This window comes from Herbaspirillum sp. WGmk3, from assembly GCF_023952535.1.
Lineage (GTDB): Bacteria > Pseudomonadota > Gammaproteobacteria > Burkholderiales > Burkholderiaceae_D > Herbaspirillum > Herbaspirillum huttiense.
Window position 1 is genome coordinate 263,545 of sequence record NZ_JAKYWT010000005.1, and the last position, 17,382, is coordinate 280,926.

General features: G+C 62.7%; 15 protein-coding genes and 1 riboswitch. Of the genes, 7 read left to right on the plus strand and 8 right to left on the minus strand.

Translation table 11 applies throughout. The annotated features are described in order from the left end of the window. The first annotated feature begins 83 nt into the window (after positions 1-83). Complete coding sequence (locus MKD49_RS19760) at positions 84-926, plus strand: 2-keto-4-pentenoate hydratase (protein ID WP_199725087.1); 843 nt, start codon at positions 84-86, stop codon at positions 924-926. Positions 927-945: 19 nt separating this feature from the next. Beyond that, complete coding sequence (locus MKD49_RS19765) at positions 946-1,401, plus strand: YaiI/YqxD family protein (RefSeq protein WP_034333361.1); 456 nt, start codon at positions 946-948, stop codon at positions 1,399-1,401. An 11-nt stretch (positions 1,402-1,412) separates the two neighbouring features. Here the strand turns inward: MKD49_RS19765 and MKD49_RS19770 are convergent, their stop codons facing one another. The 6 genes from MKD49_RS19770 to MKD49_RS19795 all read right to left on the minus strand — a co-directional run bounded on the left by MKD49_RS19770 (position 1,413) and on the right by MKD49_RS19795 (position 10,028). Next, a complete protein-coding gene (locus MKD49_RS19770; RefSeq protein ID WP_121042655.1) occupies positions 1,413-1,877 on the minus strand; it encodes a DUF2147 domain-containing protein in 465 nt (154 codons plus the stop codon). Between the two features lie 151 nt (positions 1,878-2,028). Further along, positions 2,029-4,839, minus strand: coding sequence for a valine--tRNA ligase (locus MKD49_RS19775; protein ID WP_252697154.1), 2,811 nt, complete (start codon positions 4,837-4,839; stop codon positions 2,029-2,031). Between the two features lie 175 nt (positions 4,840-5,014). Then, complete coding sequence (locus MKD49_RS19780) at positions 5,015-5,689, minus strand: flagellar biosynthesis protein (RefSeq protein WP_134040280.1); 675 nt, start codon at positions 5,687-5,689, stop codon at positions 5,015-5,017. Between the two features lie 115 nt (positions 5,690-5,804). Next, complete coding sequence (locus MKD49_RS19785) at positions 5,805-6,647, minus strand: hypothetical protein (RefSeq protein ID WP_252697155.1); 843 nt, start codon at positions 6,645-6,647, stop codon at positions 5,805-5,807. Beyond that, the gene (locus MKD49_RS19790) at positions 6,644-8,230 is read right to left on the minus strand and encodes a hypothetical protein (protein ID WP_252697156.1); all 1,587 of its coding nucleotides are present in this window, start codon (positions 8,228-8,230) and stop codon (positions 6,644-6,646) included. Before MKD49_RS19790 ends, MKD49_RS19785 begins: the two co-directional genes overlap by 4 nt. A 43-nt stretch (positions 8,231-8,273) precedes the next feature. Continuing rightward, on the minus strand, positions 8,274-10,028 hold the full coding sequence (locus MKD49_RS19795) for an OmpA family protein (RefSeq protein WP_252697157.1): 1,755 nt from the start codon (positions 10,026-10,028) through the stop codon (positions 8,274-8,276). A gap of 466 nt (positions 10,029-10,494) precedes the next feature. After that, positions 10,495-10,605, plus strand: a riboswitch (TPP riboswitch). Between the two features lie 95 nt (positions 10,606-10,700). On the opposite strand from MKD49_RS19795, the gene thiC reads away from it, so the two are divergent. The 5 genes from thiC to thiE all read left to right on the plus strand — a co-directional run bounded on the left by thiC (position 10,701) and on the right by thiE (position 15,213). Next, a complete protein-coding gene (gene thiC / locus MKD49_RS19800) occupies positions 10,701-12,614 on the plus strand; it encodes a phosphomethylpyrimidine synthase ThiC (protein WP_121042667.1) in 1,914 nt (637 codons plus the stop codon). A 5-nt stretch (positions 12,615-12,619) separates the two neighbouring features. After that, positions 12,620-12,820: a sulfur carrier protein ThiS gene (thiS, locus tag MKD49_RS19805; protein WP_121042669.1), complete on the plus strand. Its 201-nt coding sequence runs from the start codon at positions 12,620-12,622 to the stop codon at positions 12,818-12,820. Between the two features lie 80 nt (positions 12,821-12,900). Then, on the plus strand, positions 12,901-13,710 hold the full coding sequence (locus tag MKD49_RS19810) for a thiazole synthase (RefSeq protein WP_121042671.1): 810 nt from the start codon (positions 12,901-12,903) through the stop codon (positions 13,708-13,710). Positions 13,711-13,712: 2 nt separating this feature from the next. Then, on the plus strand, positions 13,713-14,579 hold the full coding sequence (locus tag MKD49_RS19815; protein ID WP_121042673.1) for a hydroxymethylpyrimidine/phosphomethylpyrimidine kinase: 867 nt from the start codon (positions 13,713-13,715) through the stop codon (positions 14,577-14,579). A gap of 1 nt (position 14,580) precedes the next feature. Further along, positions 14,581-15,213: a thiamine phosphate synthase gene (thiE, locus tag MKD49_RS19820; RefSeq protein WP_252697158.1), complete on the plus strand. Its 633-nt coding sequence runs from the start codon at positions 14,581-14,583 to the stop codon at positions 15,211-15,213. Positions 15,214-15,295: 82 nt separating this feature from the next. Here the strand turns inward: thiE and MKD49_RS19825 are convergent, their stop codons facing one another. Beyond that, entirely contained in the window at positions 15,296-15,790 is a 495-nt protein-coding gene (locus MKD49_RS19825; protein WP_008334773.1) for a Dps family protein, read from the minus strand. 236 nt (positions 15,791-16,026) lie between these two features. Next, complete coding sequence (locus MKD49_RS19830) at positions 16,027-17,268, minus strand: MFS transporter (protein WP_121042677.1); 1,242 nt, start codon at positions 17,266-17,268, stop codon at positions 16,027-16,029. Between the last annotated feature and the right edge of the window lie 114 nt (positions 17,269-17,382).

Here is a 17,382-nt window from a genome sequence, read left to right on the forward strand (position 1 = left end):
ATAAAAGCGAGTTTTTGCTTGTGCAAAAATTAATCGTCATCGACAATGGATAGCTATTCACTATCTTTCGATGTGAGCCCTCCATGCTAATGTCGAGCCAAGCCCTCCGCTACGCGCATCAGTTGCTGGATGCCCGCGCTCAGTCCCGCATCATCCCGCGCATTTCCGAGTCCGAGCCGCTGTCGGTCGAAGACGCCTACGAAATCGCTCATAACATCCGCAACATCCGCGTTGCCCAAGGCGAGCAGCCTATCGGCCGCAAGATCGGGTTTGTGGTGCGCAAGAACTGGGAGCGCTACGGCATCATCGATGAAGCGCGGATTCCGACCTGGGCACCGATGTACGATGCCACGGTGCGCTTCGCCGAAGACAATCACGGCGCGCAATCGCTCACCGGTGCGGTGCAGCCGCGCATCGAGCCGGAGATCGTCTTCAAGCTCGGCAAGACCCCGGCCCCCGGCGCATCGCTGCTGGAGCTGGCCGATTGCCTGGAGTGGATGGCGCATGGCTTCGAAATCGTGGTCTGTCCCTTCCCCAACTGGGAATTCACCGTAGCCGATTCAATTGCCGCCTTCGGGTTGCATGGCACCCTGATCGTGGGCGAGCCGCACGTGCTGTCTTCGGCGACCAAACACCACCTGCCGCAGATCCTGGCCAGCGCCAGCGTCTCTCTGTCCTGCAACACGGAGTCGTCCAGCGTGCTGCGTGCTGCCGGCTTCTGCAATGACGAGATGGACAGCCCCCTGCACGCCCTGTGGCACCTGCACCAGCTGCTGCAGAAGCAGACCCGCTTCCGCCAGCTGCAGGCCGGCGAGATCATCAGCACCGGAACGTGGACCGACGCCTGTCCCATCGAGCCCGGCCAGACCTGGACAACAGCCTTCTCGGGCGTGACCCTGCCGGGCCTGACCGTGTCCTTCGTCTGACGCGGGCGAACGCGCGCTGATGGCGATCTGGGTGGATGCCGATGCCTGTCCGGGTGTCATCAAGGACATGCTGTTCCGGGTGGCCGACCGCACCACCATCATCGTGACGCTGGTGGCCAACCGCCCCTTGCGCACACCGCCTTCGCGTTACATCAAATCCATGGTGGTGCCGGCCGGCTTCGACGTGGCCGACAAGGAAATCGCCCGCCAGTGTGAACCCGGCGACCTGGTCATCACCGCCGATATTCCGCTGGCTGCCGACGTGGTGGCCAAGGGCGCGCTGGCGCTCAATCCGCGCGGCGAGCTCTATACGGCGCAGAACATCGGCCATCACCTCAGCACCCGCAATTTCATGGAAGAGCTGCGCAGCAGCGGCGTCGAGACCGGCGGCCCGGCCGCCTTCAGCGCCAGCGACGGCCGCGCCTTCGCCCGTGAGCTGGACCGTTACGTGCTCAAAGCTTCACGTCCGGCCTGACCGGCCTGGCTTTACTGCTCCCGCAGCCAGGTCTGGGTGCGGCCCAGCATGGGCATGCCGACATAACCGCGCACATTGAGCTTTTGCCCCTCATCGACCACCGTCAGCTTGCTCTTGTAGACCTTGCCATTGGCCGGATCGATGATCTGGCCACCGTTGTATTCTTCGCCGTCCTTCTTCAGGCCCGACAGGATGGTCATGCCGATGACCGGCTTGTCCTTGAGCTCGCCTTCACACTTCTGGCAGACCGGGTTCTGGTCTTCTTCCGGCGCACGGAACAGCTTCTCGATCTTGCCGCTCAGTTCGCCATTGTTTTCGCTGATGCGGATGAGCGCCTTGGGCTTGCCGGTGGCGTCATCGATGCTCTTCCACAAGCCCACCGGCGAGCCATCGGCCCAGGCGGCAGCACTGGCCAGCAAAGTAGCAGCCAGCAGCGACAGCGTGGCCAGGCGGGAAGGGGAGGAAATACGGTTCATGCTGGTCTCCTGTTATCAAGTCGAATGCCATAAAAAAGCACGATTGTTCTAATTTTTTCGATCCAGTCTAGACAAGCCCGCGCCGCAAGGCAAGCACAAAAAAAGCCGCCGCCCCGCAAGGGACGACGGCTTCATGAAGAAACAGGCTGGCTTACTTGAGTTTGGCCAGCTGTTCCCTCACCTTTTCCAGCGTAGCGCTGAAGTTGGCGACACGCTCCTTCTCCTGCGCCACCACGGCTTCGGGCGCACGGGCCACGAAGCTTTCATTGGACAGCTTGCCATTGGCCTTGGCGATCTCGCCGGTCAGGCGGGTGACTTCCTTGCCCAGGCGTTCACGTTCGGCGGCCACGTCGATTTCCACCTTCAGCATCAGCTTGACTTCGCCGACGATGGCCACCGGTGCCGGCGACTCCGGCAGTTGCGGCACCACCGTGGCTTCCGACAGGCGCACCAGGCCTTGCAGGTAGGGCAGGAAGGATTCCACGGCCGACGCATCGGCGGCTTCCACGATCAGCGGCACGCGCAGCGACGGCGCCAGTTGCATCTCGCCGCGCAGGTTGCGGCAGGCATCGGTGTAGGCCTTGAACCGGGCAACCCAGGCTTCGGCATCGGTATCGATCTTTTCCAGGTCGGGACGCGGATAGGCCTGGCGCATGATGGAGTCGCCCGCCGGATCGGGCTTCCGATCGGTCAGCGGAGCCACGCTCTGCCACAGCTGCTCGGTGATGAAGGGCAGCACCGGATGGGCCAGGCGCAGCACGCTTTCCAGCACGCGCAGCAGGGTGCGGCGGGTGGCGCGCTGTTGCGCTTCATTGCCGCTCTGGATCTGGGCCTTGGCCATTTCCAGGTACCAGTCGCAGTACTCGTCCCAGACGAACTTGTAGATGGCGGTAGCGATGTTGTCGAAGCGGTAGTCGGCAAAGCCCTTTTCGACTTCGGCTTCGGTACGCTGCAAGAGCGACACGATCCAGCGGTCAGCCTTGGAGAACTGCAGCTTTTCCTTGTCGCAGACACCCTTCTCGTGGCCGTCGAAACCGCAGTCCTGGCCTTCGGTATTCATCAGCACGAAGCGGGTGGCGTTCCACAGCTTGTTGCAGAAGTTGCGATAGCCTTCGCAGCGGTTCAGGTCGAAGTTGATGTTGCGGCCCAGGGTCGCCAGCGAGGCGAAGGTAAAGCGCAGCGCATCGGTGCCGAAGGCCGGAATGCCGTCCGCAAATTCCTTGCGGGTAGCCTTCTCGATGCTGGCCGCCTGCTTGGGATTCATCAGGCCGACGGTGCGCTTGGCCACCAGTTCATCCACGCCGATGCCATCGATCAGGTCGATCGGGTCCAGCGTGTTGCCCTTGGACTTGGACATCTTCTGGCCAGACGCATCGCGCACCAGGCCGTGAACGTAGACGGTATCGAAAGGCACCTTGCCGGTGAAGTGCGTGGTCATCATGACCATGCGCGCCACCCAGAAGAAGATGATGTCAAAGCCCGTCACCAGCACCGAAGAGGGCAGGAACAGCTTGTAGTCCGGCGTTTCCTCCGGCCAGCCCAGGGTGGAGAAGGGCACCAGCGCCGAGGAGAACCAGGTATCGAGCACGTCTTCATCGCGCTTGACGGACTTGCCACCGGCTTGCTTCTTCGCTTCTTCTTCGGTGCGGGCGACGTAGATGCCGCCATCCTCGTCGTACCAGGCCGGGATCTGATGGCCCCACCACAGTTGGCGCGAGATGCACCAGTCCTGGATGTTGTTGAGCCACTGGTTGTAGGTGTTGGTCCAGTTCTCGGGGACGAATTTGATCTGGCCCGAGGAGACTTTTTCCAGCGCGGTTTCGGCAATCGACTTGCCGGGGAAGCAGGTCCCTTCCGGTGCAGGCTTGCTCATGGCGACGAACCACTGGTCGGTCAGCATCGGCTCGATCACTACGCCGGTACGGTCGCCACGCGGCACCATCAGCTTGTGCGGCTTGACCAGTTCCAAGAGGCCCAGCGCGTCCAGGTCGGCCACGATCTGCTTGCGCGCTTCGAAGCGGTCCAGGCCCTGGTACTTCTCGGGCGAATTCTCGTTGATGGTGGCCTTGAGGGTGAACACGCTGATCATTTCCAGGTTGTGGCGTGCGCCCACCTGGTAGTCGTTGAAGTCGTGCGCCGGGGTGATCTTCACGCAGCCGGTGCCGAATTCCTTGTCGACGTATTCATCCTTGATGATGGGGATCTCGCGGCCCACCAGCGGCAGCTTGATCATCTTGCCCACCAGCGCGGCGTAGCGCTCGTCGGTCGGGTCCACGGCCACGGCGACGTCGCCCAGCATGGTTTCCGGACGGGTGGTGGCTACCACGATATGGCCGCTGCCATCGGCCAGCGGGTATTTGATGTGCCACATGGAACCGTCTTCTTCTTCCGACACCACTTCCAGGTCGGAGACGGCGGTGCCCAGCACCGGGTCCCAGTTCACCAGGCGCTTGCCACGGTAGATCAGGCCCTGCTCGTAGAGGCGCACGAAGACTTCGGTGACGGCCTTGGACATCTTCGGGTCCATCGTGAAGTATTCACGGGCCCAGTCGGTGGAGGCGCCCATGCGGCGCATCTGGCCAGTGATGGTGGAGCCGGATTTTTCTTTCCACTCCCACACCTTCTCGACGAATTTTTCACGGCCCAGGTCGTGGCGCGAGATCTTCTGCGCATCCAGCTGGCGTTCCACCACGATCTGAGTGGCGATGCCGGCGTGGTCGGTACCGGGGATCCAGGCGGTGTTGTAGCCGCGCATGCGGTGGTAGCGCGTCAGGCCATCCATGATGGTCTGGTTGAACGCGTGACCCATGTGCAGGGTGCCGGTCACATTGGGCGGCGGCAGCTGGATGGAAAACGAGGGCTTCTCCGCGTCGGTGGTGGCGGCGAAGTAACCGCGCTTTTCCCACTCCTCGCGCCAGAATTTCTCAATCTCGGCGGGCTCGAACGACTTGGCTAATTCCATGATTTGACGTGTGTTTTTGCGAAACCATCCATTATAAGGGAACGGCGCGCCAAACCGGCCAAGCGCAGCGTTGGCCGGGGCGCTGACGGGCAACCTTTTTCTTTGCGGAAACAAAACGGGAGTCCTGAGACTCCCGTTGTTTAGTTGCTCGACCAGCTCCAGCAGCTGCTGTGGTTCAGTTCATGTCCATGAATCGGCCGGTGGCTTCGGAACGGTACTTCACGAGCGCCTTGTCGATGTCCTCGATCCAGACGCCTTCGGTGACCGCCATATGGTTTTCCGATGTTTCGATGTTGATCACGATGGGCATGTTCTTGTTCTGCACCACCAGATCAGTCGAGATCTGCGTTCCCACGCTGACGGCCCAGAAACCAGGGGTGAACCAGGCCCAGAACTTCTTCACATGGGCATCGATCACGATGGGGGCCTCGCCTGCGTCAGCAGCGTTGACCGCCACCTTGAAGCCGGCCTCTTGCAAGCTGGTGGTGATGTTCTTGCGCATCACCTGGCTCACCGTCATGCCGTTTTCCAGCAGCACATCGCCCAGCGCCTTGCCGAAGCCGTTGCGCTTGCGACCGATCGCCCGCGCCTTGATCTCGGCGGTGCTTTTTGCAGAGCCCTCAAAGCCCAGCGAAGGAGTGCTCGGCGACGAGGGGGCATCTTCGAAGACGCGTTCATCGAAGACTTCCCGCAGCAATACCGTCTTGTTCTTGGAGGCCACTGCGGCCTTGGTGGCAGCGGCGCTTGATGGTTCGCTCAGCTTGATCTCGCTGCGACTGGTAGCGCAACCGGTCAGTACGATGGAAACGGCAAGCAGGACGCCGGCTTTGAACATCTGGAGTTGATTCATGATTCCCCTGATTCTTGGATTTTTGAGGTTGATTTTCTCGCGACATCAGAAAATGTCGCGAGCCTTACTATACATTCAGGTTAAGGCAACTGACGAGCTTGTATCGTTGGCTAGCTCAACGAATCGGGCTCAGCAGCGCCGGCTGGCCGAACTCCACCAGCTGTGCACCGGACTTTTCCAGATAGGTTTTCCAGAAACCGGCCAGCGCCTGCATGGTCTTGGGATCGCGATAGCTCTTGCTCTTCTTGCCATCCTCGGACAGCAGCCCGGCACCGATCACATACACGCGCGCCCCGCCGAAGTCGCCCAGCAGCTGATTCTGTTCGGCCAGCTGCATTTCCTTGGCCGGGTCGATCTTGCGCACGCTGTGGCCGCGGTCGGCGTAGAAACTGGACACCGAGGAGTTCTCCAGCATGTCCGAGACCAGCAGCACGATGCGGTTGCGCGCCTTGGACTTGCGGCTCAGTTCGGCAATCGACTTGAGACTGGCCAGCACGTCGGACTTGGCGATCTCGCCGCTGGTGCCATCGAAGGCAGCGCGCAAGGCCCCGCCGGCGACCTGCGCCGCCAGCTGCGGCTGGCGCGCCATGCACTGGTCGAACTTGGCCAGCGCAGTCTTGGAGACATCATTGCGGCGGCTGGCCTCCATCGGTGCATCCAGCTTGCCGGAGGCCAGCACTTCCGTGTAATGGCCCTGGGTATAGGCGGAGAAGGTGATGATCTGGAATGCATTGCCCCCTGCCAGGAAAGGCTTCAGGTTGTCGGCCACTGACTGTTTCAGACCGCCATCAAGCAGGGTGGTCTGGTCGATGACCACGAACAGTTCGGACTCCACGACAGCCGGGGCCGTCCCCACCAGCTTGTTGTCGTAGCAGGTCGGGATGGCATCGATGGCACCAGCCCAGGCGTTGCCGCCCAGCAGGCTGGTGGCCAGGACGAGGGCAGACCAGTTCCTCACAGCAGATCCTCCAGTTCGGCGTCAGCCTCGCGCGCCTTGCGTTCGCGCTCGTCCTTGCGGCGCTTGAGTTCTTCCCGCACGGCCATGTTGAGTGCCTCGGGCAATTGCGCCATCAGTTTCTTCTTGGCTTCCTTGTCTTCACCGAGCGCATCCAGGCGCGTCATCACGTCCGGCAGGCTGTCGGTGCCAGCGGGGGCGGCAGGGGCCTGTACCACCGCAGCCACTGCCACCACGGCCGGTGCAGCCACCGGCGCGGCCGCTGCCGCAGGGTGGGCGGGAACGTGCAAGGGCGTCGCCTGCTGGGCCGCGACCGTCTGCGCAAAGTCGCGTTCGCTCTGGCGTTCGGCGGCATCGGCCAGACGGGTCTGCTGCATGAAGTCGCGGAAGGTCTTGCTCAGGTGCTGGCCGGACGTGCCATGCGTGCTGTTGTGCATCATCATTTTCTGCTGCAGCGTGGCCAGGCTGGCCTGGGCGGTGTCGGCGATGCGGCGATAGTGTTCACGTACGGCGCTGTAGCTGGAATAGCGGCCGCTGCCGATGTCGCGATAGGCTTCGGCACTGTTCTCGCCGGCAAAGCCCCAGCGATAGCCGAAGATGACCCCCAGGATCTGCAGGAACACGAACACGAACGCCAGCACGATGAAGGTCGCCCAGCCGCCGTGACGATCAATGTCGGCCTCGTCGCTGACGGCCTTGCGGTCGGCGGCGCGGTTGGCGGCATCATCGTCGGCCGGCAGTCGCACATTGGTAGCGGACATGTCCAGGCTGCCCGCTGCGGAGCGTGCCGCATTGCCGGCCTGATTGCTGCTGAGGGTCACGCGTGCTTCCAGCTCGCGCTCCAGCACCTGGCCGCGGACGTAGGTCGCCAGGCTGGCCACCAGCAGCACGAAGATCACGGTCAGCACCGTGATCTTGTAGCTGGGGTGCGAGCCCACGCGGTTGCACAGCTGGGTGAAGGTGGGCTTGTGGTCATCGCTGGATTGCGGACGGGCCAGCGGAATGGTGCCGGTAAAGAGTTCCTGCTTGCGGCCTGCCTCGTTCCACTGGCGGCGCGCCAGGTTGACGCGCTCGGACTTGTACAGCTCATGTCCGGCCAGGTGGGTGAAGGCGACCAGGATCACTGAGATCAGGAAAGCGATACCGTAAGCCCCGGTCTGCTGCAGGTTCTCGCTGGCACCCGGCAGCGTGTAGCCCGCCAGCACGTAGGAGAAACCCATCGCTTCGACGAACACCATCGAGATCGTCAGCAGCCAGATCCAGTTGGGCGTGGCCTTGCGGCCGTTGTCACCGGACTTGGTCAGATAGGTGACCTTCTCGTTGAAGTCATGCTCGTCCTGGATGTGGATGAACTTCTTGTATTCCAGGCACAGCGTGCTTTCGCCCTTGTGCCAGCCGGGCAGGCTGGAGTCTTCGTTGAGGTCGCGCGAGAGGCGGGCGATGCGGCCCACCAGCGGGAAGCGGACCCAGGTGTTGAACCACCACCATTTGACCTGCTCCCACAGGGTCATGATGACGACGGCTGCCATGAGAACGCTCACCACGCTCCAGGCCGCCAGTGGATAGGTGTCGAAGAATTCTTTCATTGAGGGGCTCCCTGGTTGATGTGTTGTGGTTGTCGGTGCTGGCTTACTGGTACATCCTGGGCTTGAAGTCGGCCGCATAGGGCGTGTTGGCGCGCAGGTAGACCAGGCGTCCAGCCCTGGCCGCGCTGCCCCCGCCGGCATCGAAGACGATGTCGGCGCACTGCATGCCGCCCTGGCCCTTGAGGAAGATGCGATAAAGCAGGCCCTTGCTGCCCAGGTAGGTGTTGACCTCCGGCTGCAGCTGGACATCGGCCTTGGCCGACGTGCGGCGCGCCGCATCGTAGTTCTTGTAGACCTTGAACTCGGGCAGGTTGGCCAGCGTGCCGTCGCCCGCCAGCACGGCGATGCGGTTGATCACCACCTGATGCCCGTTGACCTGCTCGGTCCAGGTCTTGCCATACAGGCCGGGGATGTGTTCGCTGGTGCGATAGGCCTTGCCGTCAGCCAATGACTTGACACCATTGGCTGCGCGCGGCCGGTCGCGCGTGCAGTCGGCCAGTACCGGCGGCTCATCGGCGTAGGCCGGGCTGATCAGCGAGAAGAAGGGACGCTTGCCCTCGACCTTGCCGATGGCGGCCGTGTCGCTGGAGGCGATCAGCGGCGCGCCGCCAAAGTCGATCCAGTCGCCGCTGTCGGGCAACCCCGCTTTACGGGTTGATGCGCTGGCGGGTGCGTTCGCGGCAGGCGCAGACGCAGAGGTCTTCGGCGCAGGGGCAGTGGCTGCCGCATCGCCTTTGCCGTCGTTGCGATTGTCCCTGGCAACGACGTCCGCACTCCTGGTAGTCCTGGCTGTGTTGTTCTTGGCGCTGGTGGCCGCACGCGTGCGCGGCACTCCTTGAGTTGCGGCTGCAGCGGTGACTCCGGTACTTGCACCGGACTGCGCGACGGTCGGTGCGTCGCTCTTTTCCTGGCGATAGAACTCCACGCGCGGACGACGCGCGGCGAGATAGTTGTCGAAGCTGGCCTTGTCGACCAACTCGACGATTTCCACGCGGCGATTCCTGGATCGTCCGTCTTCGGTGTCGTTGCTGGCAATCGGATAGAACTCGCCCGCACCCTGGAAATACAGCGAAGCTGCCGGTACGCCGTGCTCCTGCATGAAGCGCGACACTGCGCGGGCACGGCGCTCGGAGAGGTCGGCATTCAGGCGCGAGGAGCCGGTGTCGTCGGTATGCCCGACCAGCAGCAGCTTGCGCTGGCTCATCTTCTCCAGGTATTGCTTGCGCAGGTTGGGATCCTGTATTTCGGCCGCGCTTTTGCGTATGTCGTAAGTGGCGGCGATCGCGGTGAAGTAATCGCGGGCACGCGATGTGAGCTGATCGGAATTGCTTTCGAAGTGGCCGCCGGCCCCGGCAGGATCACGGATCTCGACCACCGATCCCGCCGTCTCCTGTTTGGCCTTGGCGCTGTCGGTGGTGGTGATCGCTTCGCCCTTGTTGTCCAGCGCCGTGATCTGCAGGTCGAGCTGATACTGCTTCGCGATCTTGGACAACTCGCAGCGCCGCTTGTCCATGTCGTTGCCGATCAGGCCGCCGATGACGCCGCCCAGTGCGGCACCGACCAGCAGCCCCTTGTTGTCGCCGCCGACCTGGCGGCCCAGCAGTGCGCCGGCCAGCACGCCCACGCCGATGCCAATGTTGCGCGCGTTTTGCGAGCAGGGATCATCGCTGGCGAAGGTTTCCTTGAAGGAGGGTTTGCCGGTGGCCGGATCGACCGCGCAGCCCGAGACGAAACTTGCACCGATGGCCGCCACGAGCGTGCGCACCACCAGCGTCTTGCGACGAAGTGTCAGAGTCATGTTTCTTGTTTGCTGACGGCGCAGCGGGATCGCCGTATTTCTTCTTGCCAGTCGCGCATGCCCCCCAGCATGCACCCGGTCGGGTGCGACGCGTCGTCTGGTGTTGCGGTGGCAGCCGGCGTATCCAGCCCCTGTGCCAGGCTGCCTTATCGTGCCCTCGTGCCCGCCTCGTTGGCGGCGGGCTGGATGGGGTTGACCGCAAGCGCTTGTTGCCTGTACTGCTTGCTCTGGCGCAACCCATTTTCTTTCCCGCCGAAAATATATCACGCAGAAAGTTTCTCGCTTGGCAGGATTTGATTATTTTTAATTATTAGTTAAATGAATGGCAAATAATTACTTGATTATCTTGATTTGTCGTTCCTGAATCTCATGCTGCAGGAGTTCAGGTTTCATGAAGCAGCGCTTGTCTCCGCTGGCCATCGGTGTAGAATCCGGTCCACGACAAGGACTGCGCAAGCGGTCCGCGTCGCATCGCTAGGGGTCCTGGCACCGGAGCACATGCTCTGGCAGCCGGGTGAGAAATACCCTTGAACCTGATCTGGATAATGCCAGCGAAGGGAAGCAACCGGCAGCATGACGCACCCACGGTCCGCAGTACTCCACGCCGTTCGTCCTCTTCCGCAACCTCCTTTGCTGGCTCCGAGCCATGAGTCATCAAGCAAAGGAGCCGAAATGAATGCCAACCCGAAATTCCTGTCCGCGACGGCGACCGTCGACGAGGCAGCCGTCCAGCCTCTCCCGAATTCCCGCAAGATCTACGTGACCGGCTCGCGCCCGGACATCCGCGTGCCCATGCGCGAGATCAGCCAGGCCGACACGCCCGCCATGTTCGGTTCCGAAAAGAATCCGCCGATCTATGTCTATGACACGTCCGGCCCCTACACCGACCCGGACGTGAAGATCGACATCCGCGCCGGCCTGTCCACCCCGCGCCTGCCCTGGATCCTGGAGCGCAACGACACCGAGGAACTGCCCGGGCCGACTTCCGAATACGGCCAGCAACGCCTGAACGACCCGGCCCTGGCCGAGCTGCGCTTCAACCTGCATCGCAAGCCGCGCCGTGCCAAGGCCGGTGCCAACGTGACCCAGATGCACTACGCACGCCGCGGCATCATCACGCCGGAAATGGAATTCATCGCCATCCGCGAAAACCTGCGCCGCAAGGAATACCTGGAGCAACTGAAAGCCTCCGGCCCCATGGGCAACAAGCTGGCCGACCTGATGGGTCGCCAGCATCCCGGCCAGTCCTTCGGAGCGTCCATTCCCGCCGAGATCACTCCGGAATTCGTGCGTGACGAAGTCGCCCGTGGCCGTGCCATCATCCCCGCCAACATCAACCACCCGGAAGTCGAACCGATGATCATCGGCCGCAATTTCCTGGTCAAGATCAACGCCAACATCGGCAACTCGGCCGTCACTTCCTCCATCGGCGAGGAAGTGGAAAAGATGACCTGGGCCATCCGCTGGGGCGGCGACAACGTCATGGATCTCTCCACCGGCAAGAACATCCACGAGACCCGTGAATGGATCATCCGCAATTCGCCGGTCCCCATCGGTACCGTGCCGATCTACCAGGCGCTGGAAAAGGTCAACGGCAAGGCCGAAGACCTGACCTGGGAAATCTTCCGCGACACCTTGATCGAGCAAGCCGAGCAGGGCGTGGACTACTTCACGATCCACGCCGGCGTGCGCCTGCAATACGTCCCGCTGACGGCCAAGCGCATGACCGGCATCGTCTCGCGCGGCGGTTCCATCATGGCCAAGTGGTGCCTGGCGCATCACCGCGAATCCTTCCTCTACGAACACTTCGAAGAGATCTGCGAGATCATGAAGGCCTACGATGTCAGCTTCAGCCTGGGCGACGGCCTGCGTCCCGGCTCGATCTACGACGCCAACGACGAAGCCCAGCTGGGCGAATTGCGCACCCTGGGCGAACTGACCCAGATCGCCTGGAAACACGACGTGCAGGTGATGATCGAAGGACCCGGCCACGTGCCCATGCATCTCATCAAGGAGAACATGGACCTGCAGCTGGAGCAGTGCCACGAAGCCCCGTTCTACACCCTCGGCCCCTTGACCACCGACATCGCGCCTGGCTACGACCACATCACCTCCGGCATCGGTGCCGCGCAGATCGGCTGGTATGGCACGGCCATGCTGTGCTACGTCACCCCCAAGGAACACCTGGGCCTGCCCAACAAGACGGATGTGAAGGACGGCATCATCACCTACAAGATTGCCGCGCATGCAGCCGACCTCGCTAAGGGCCATCCGGGCGCGCAGATCCGCGACAACGCGCTGTCCAAGGCGCGCTTCGAATTCCGCTGGGAAGACCAGTTCAACATCGGCCTGGACCCGGACAAGGCGCGCGAATTCCACGACGAAACCCTGCCCAAGGATTCGGCCAAGGTGGCGCATTTCTGCTCCATGTGCGGCCCGCATTTCTGTTCCATGAAGATCACTCAGGAAGTGCGTGATTACGCTGCCAAGGAAGGCATCTCCGAGATCGACGCCCTGAAGCAAGGCATGCAGGTGAAATCGGTCGAGTTCGTCAAGATGGGCGCCGAGATTTATGCGAAGCAGTAAGCGCCATGCAGATCGAACTGAACGGCAAGCCTCATCCCCTGCCTGACGGTGCCACGCTGGACCAGCTCATTGCCGGCCTCTCTCTGGCCGGCAAGGCAGTGGCCGTGGCGGTGAACCGCCAGGTGGTGCCCAGCGCGCAATGGCCTGCGCGCGCGCTGGCCGAGGCCGACAAGGTAGACGTAGTGCGCGCCATCGGAGGCGGATGAACGATTGTTCCGCTGCGGCACGTGCGTGTCGCCAGCGGCCGCCTCCCGTGGCATGCAGCTCTCACAGACAAGGAATCGACATGAACATGAACGACGCCCCCCTCCTGAGCGAGGACAAGGGCCTGACCATCGCCGGCAAGACCTATCGCTCGCGCCTGCTGGTGGGCAGCGGCAAGTACAAGGACCTCGACGAAACCCGCGCGGCGACGGTCGCCAGCGGTGCCGAGATCATCACGGTGGCGATCCGCCGCGTCAACATCGGCCAGGATCCGAATGCGCCCAGCCTGCTGGACGCGGTGCCGCCTTCCGAATTCACCATCCTGCCCAATACCGCCGGCTGCTACAACGCCGCCGATGCGGTCTACACGCTGCAACTGGCGCGCGAACTGCTGGGGGGACACAAGCTGGTCAAGCTGGAAGTGCTGGGCGACGAGAAAACCCTCTTCCCCAACATGCCCGAAACGCTGAAGGCCGCCGAGACCCTGGTCAAGGATGGCTTCGACGTGATGGTGTATTGCAGCGACGATCCGATCCAGGCGCGCATGCTGGAAGACCTGGGGGTGGCCGCCGTCATGCCGCTGGCCTCGTTGATCGGCTCGGGCATGGGCATTCTGAATCCCTGGAATCTTTCGCTCATCATCGAACAGGCGCGCGTGCCGGTGCTGGTCGATGCCGGCGTGGGCACGGCTTCCGATGCGGCCATTGCGATGGAACTGGGCTGTGATGGCGTGCTGATGAATACGGCCATTGCCGGTGCACGCGATCCGATTCGCATGGCGCGCGCCATGAAACTGGCGGTGGAGGCGGGCCGCGAAGCCTTCCTCGCAGGACGCATTGCGCGCAAGTTTGCCGCCTCGCCGTCCTCGCCGATGGCCGGCCGCGTGGCGTGAGCATGCAGGCCGCTTATCGCGCCACGCCACCCTGCGTGCTGGTCTTCTCCGGCTCGGACCCCAGCGGCGGGGCCGGCATGCAGGCCGATATCCCGGCCATCACGGCACTGGGTGCGCATCCCTTGTCGGTGCCGACGGCATTGACGGTGCAGGACAACGTCAGCGTCTTTGCGGTGCATGCGCTCGATCCGGAACTGGTGCGTCATCAGGCGCAGGTGCTGATTGACCGCTTCGACATCGCAGCGGTCAAGCTGGGCATCGCAGGCAGTCGAGAAAATGCCGAAGTGATCGCCGGCCTGATCCGACACTTGCGTGCGCGTGACCCGCATTTACCGGTGGTGCTCGATCCGGTGCTGGCCAATGGAAAGGGCGACCAGCTCTCGCGCGACGATGCTGCGCGCGTGATCGAACCCTTGTATGAATTGGCCACCGTCATCACCCCCAACCTCAACGAGGCGCGCCGCTTGTGCGGCGATGTGGAACCGCCGCGGCAGGCGGCGCTGCTGATGGAGCGCGGATGTGCGCATGTGCTGCTCAAGGGCGGCCATGGTCCGCAGGAGCAGGATGTGATCAATCGCTGGTACGGACAAATGTTCCGTTCCGAGTTTGCCGAAGAGGCCATCGAGAGCGCGCGCTGGCGCTGGACCCGGCTGCCTGATGAATTCCACGGCAGCGGCTGCACGCTGGCGGCCGCGCTGTCGGCCTGCCTGGCGCGCGGCCTGCCGATGCGCGAGGCCATCGACCTGGCGCAGCAGTACACGCAGCAGGCCTTGTCGACGTCCTATGCGATTGCCGAGGGGCAGCGCATTCCCAATCGCGTGCCTGCCTTTGAACCTGTTATTGACGCCGCCGTTGCGGCAGGAGCCTGACATGAAACCCGAGTACGCAACGCATCTGCGTGGCCTCTACATCGTCACGCCGGATTGGGATGACACCGCCCAACTGCTGGCCGCCACCGAGCTGGCCTTGCAGAACGGGGCCGCGCTGGTGCAGTACCGCCACAAGACCGCCGGTGCGGAGCAGCGCCGCGCGCAGGCATCGACATTGCTGGCGCTGTGCCGGCGATATGATGTGCCGCTCATCATCAACGACCACGTGGACCTGTGCCTGGAGATCGATGCCGATGGCATCCATGTCGGTGGTACCGATGCGTCCATTGCCGAGGTGCGCAAGGCCGTGGGGCCGGAGCGCATCGTCGGGGCCTCGTGCTACGGCACGTTGGAGCTGGCGCATGCGGCGTACCGCGATGGTGCCAGTTATGTGGCCTTCGGCGGTTTCTATCCGTCGCGCGTGAAAAAATATGATTTCCGGACCGCGCCGGAAATCATTGCGCAATCCAAGCGCGAGATCCCCTTGCCGGTGGTCGTGATCGGTGGCATCACGCTGGAGAACGCGCCGCCGCTGGTGGCGCAGGGAGCGGACATGGTGGCTGTCATCAGCAGTGTGTATCTGGTGCCGGTGGAGGAGCGCAAGACGCGGCAGTTGGCGGATTTGTATCGCTGAATGCCGGGCCCGTCCGGAGCGTCGACGAAAAAAATGCCGTTCAATTGAACGGCATTTTTCTTTGGCTAACGCCGGCAGATCATCAGCCTTCCAGCAAGCTGCGCAGCATCCACGCATTCTTTTCGTGCAGCTGCATGCGTTGGGTCAGCAGGTCGGCGGTCGGTTCGTCAGCGGCGGCATCGACGGTCGGGAAGATCGAACGTGCGGTGCGGGTCACGGCTTCCTGGCCGGCCACCAGCTGGGCGATCATCTCTTGCGCATTGGGCACGCCTTCGGCTTCGGGAATCGAAGACAGCTTGGCGAATTCCTTGTACGAACCCGGTGCCGGATAGCCCAGTGCGCGGATGCGTTCAGCGATCAGGTCCACTGCCAGTGCCAGTTCGTTGTACTGGCCTTCGAACATCAGGTGCAGGGTGTTGAACATCGGACCGGTCACGTTCCAGTGGAAGTTGTGGGTCTTCAGGTACAGCGTGTAGGTGTCTGCCAGCAGCTTGGACAGGCCGTCGGCAATCTTCTTGCGGTCCTTGTCGTTGATGCCGATGTTGATCGAGGGGGCTGCCACATTCTTCTTTGCCATTATTCGCTCCTTAGCTGTTCGGTTTTTCGTAAGCGGGTACATACACTGCGCAACACCGCGATTCTATTGCAAATCGCAAACGGACAAACTGCGACTACGCAACTATTGATAAAAGAGTGGGGCCGACGTTCCCCATTTCAATCGATTTTGGAGATAAATGCACGCCTATAAATCAATCGGGCCGATAGATCAAAACCTATCGGCCCGACGTCTCATCGACTGCAACGGCAATCAGATCACGATTTGGCGCCCTGCTGCGCAGTGCGATACAAGGACAGTGACAGGGCCACGCCACCAATGGCCGCAATGGCGGCGAAGAGGAACACCTGCGGATATCCCAGCTGTCCCGCGATGGCCCCGGCCAGCGGACCGGTAATGCCCAGCGCCAAATCGAGGAATACCGAATACGCCGCCAGTGCCGCGCCACGATTGGCCGGTGACACCAGGCTGACGGCTTCCACCCCCAGCGAAGGGAACACCAGCGCAAATCCGAAACCAGCCAGCGCCGCACCTAGCAATGCCAGCGCAGGCGTGGTTGCACTCCACAGCAGCAGCAGGCCGACTGATTCGGTCAGGAAGCACACCACCGCCACGCGATAGCCACCGAAGCGCGTGATGACATTGGCAAACAGCAGGCGCGCACCGACGAAGGCGGAGGAGAAGGCGGTCAACGCAAAGGCTGCGCCGCTCCAGTGCTGATCGGCGTAATACAGGGTGATGAAGGTGGCGATCGAGCCGAAGCCGATGGTGCCGAAGGCCAGGCCCATGCCATACGCAAACACCTTGCGCAGCACCAGCTTGAAGGACAGCTGTTCGCCCTGCACCACCGGGGTGACCGGGCCACCGCGCGCCAGCACGAAGCCGAGTACGGTGAGCAGCATGCCGGTCAGGCCGATCATGGCAAAGCCCAGCGAGCGGTCCAGCACCACGCCCAGCGGCGCGCCGATGGCCAGGGCCGCATAGGTGGCGATGCCGTTCCAGGAGATCATCTTGGCGGTGTTCTCCGACCCCACGCGGCCCACGCCCCACATGATGGCGCCGGTACCGACCAGGCTTTCGCCCAGGCCGAGGAAGGCGCGGCTGGCAAACAGCAGCACCAGCGACAGGAAGGGCAGCGGCTGCGCCAGCGCCGAGAGCAGCAACAAGCCGCCGCTGGCCGAACACAGCAGCATGCCGCGCATGACGGTGTGCTTGGCCCCCATGGTATCGATCATGCGGCCGGCATTGGCGCGGCTCACGAAGGTCGCGAAATACTGCACGCTGATGCCCAGGCCGGCGATCACCGAGCTGTAGCCCAGGTCGAGGTGGATGTAACCCGGCAGCACCGCCATCGGGATGCCGATGGCCAGATAAACCAGGAAGGTGAAGAAGGCGGTGGCAATGATCTGCCGCGTGACCTTGGCCGGCGTCAATGGACGCGGCGCAGCGGCGGGCACGGGCGTGCCGGTGGAACTGGGACTACAGGAATCGTCGGACATGGCGGGAAAGTCGGAATGTGAATCCGGAAGGGCAAACCGGAATGAACAGGCCGCGCGCGCCGGTGTGCGCGTGAACAGCCAGACCGAATTTTACTCCCGCCCTAAAAATGCTGC

Bases quoted from the DNA above. Each gene is read 5' to 3' on its own strand.
- MKD49_RS19780 (WP_134040280.1), bottom strand. From the start codon at position 5,689: ATGAATCAACTCCAGATGTTCAAAGCCGGCGTCCTGCTTGCCGTTTCC.
- thiS (WP_121042669.1), top strand. From the start codon at position 12,620: ATGCAGATCGAACTGAACGGCAAGCCTCATCCCCTGCCTGACGGTGCC.
- MKD49_RS19815 (WP_121042673.1), top strand. From the start codon at position 13,713: ATGCAGGCCGCTTATCGCGCCACGCCACCCTGCGTGCTGGTCTTCTCC.
- MKD49_RS19765 (WP_034333361.1), top strand. From the start codon at position 946: ATGGCGATCTGGGTGGATGCCGATGCCTGTCCGGGTGTCATCAAGGAC.
- MKD49_RS19770 (WP_121042655.1), bottom strand. From the start codon at position 1,877: ATGAACCGTATTTCCTCCCCTTCCCGCCTGGCCACGCTGTCGCTGCTG.
- MKD49_RS19795 (WP_252697157.1), bottom strand. From the start codon at position 10,028: ATGACTCTGACACTTCGTCGCAAGACGCTGGTGGTGCGCACGCTCGTG.
- thiE (WP_252697158.1), top strand. From the start codon at position 14,581: ATGAAACCCGAGTACGCAACGCATCTGCGTGGCCTCTACATCGTCACG.
- thiC (WP_121042667.1), top strand. From the start codon at position 10,701: ATGAATGCCAACCCGAAATTCCTGTCCGCGACGGCGACCGTCGACGAG.
- MKD49_RS19810 (WP_121042671.1), top strand. From the start codon at position 12,901: ATGAACATGAACGACGCCCCCCTCCTGAGCGAGGACAAGGGCCTGACC.
- MKD49_RS19760 (WP_199725087.1), top strand. From the start codon at position 84: ATGCTAATGTCGAGCCAAGCCCTCCGCTACGCGCATCAGTTGCTGGAT.
- MKD49_RS19830 (WP_121042677.1), bottom strand. From the start codon at position 17,268: ATGTCCGACGATTCCTGTAGTCCCAGTTCCACCGGCACGCCCGTGCCC.
- MKD49_RS19825 (WP_008334773.1), bottom strand. From the start codon at position 15,790: ATGGCAAAGAAGAATGTGGCAGCCCCCTCGATCAACATCGGCATCAAC.
- MKD49_RS19790 (WP_252697156.1), bottom strand. From the start codon at position 8,230: ATGAAAGAATTCTTCGACACCTATCCACTGGCGGCCTGGAGCGTGGTG.
- MKD49_RS19775 (WP_252697154.1), bottom strand. From the start codon at position 4,839: ATGGAATTAGCCAAGTCGTTCGAGCCCGCCGAGATTGAGAAATTCTGG.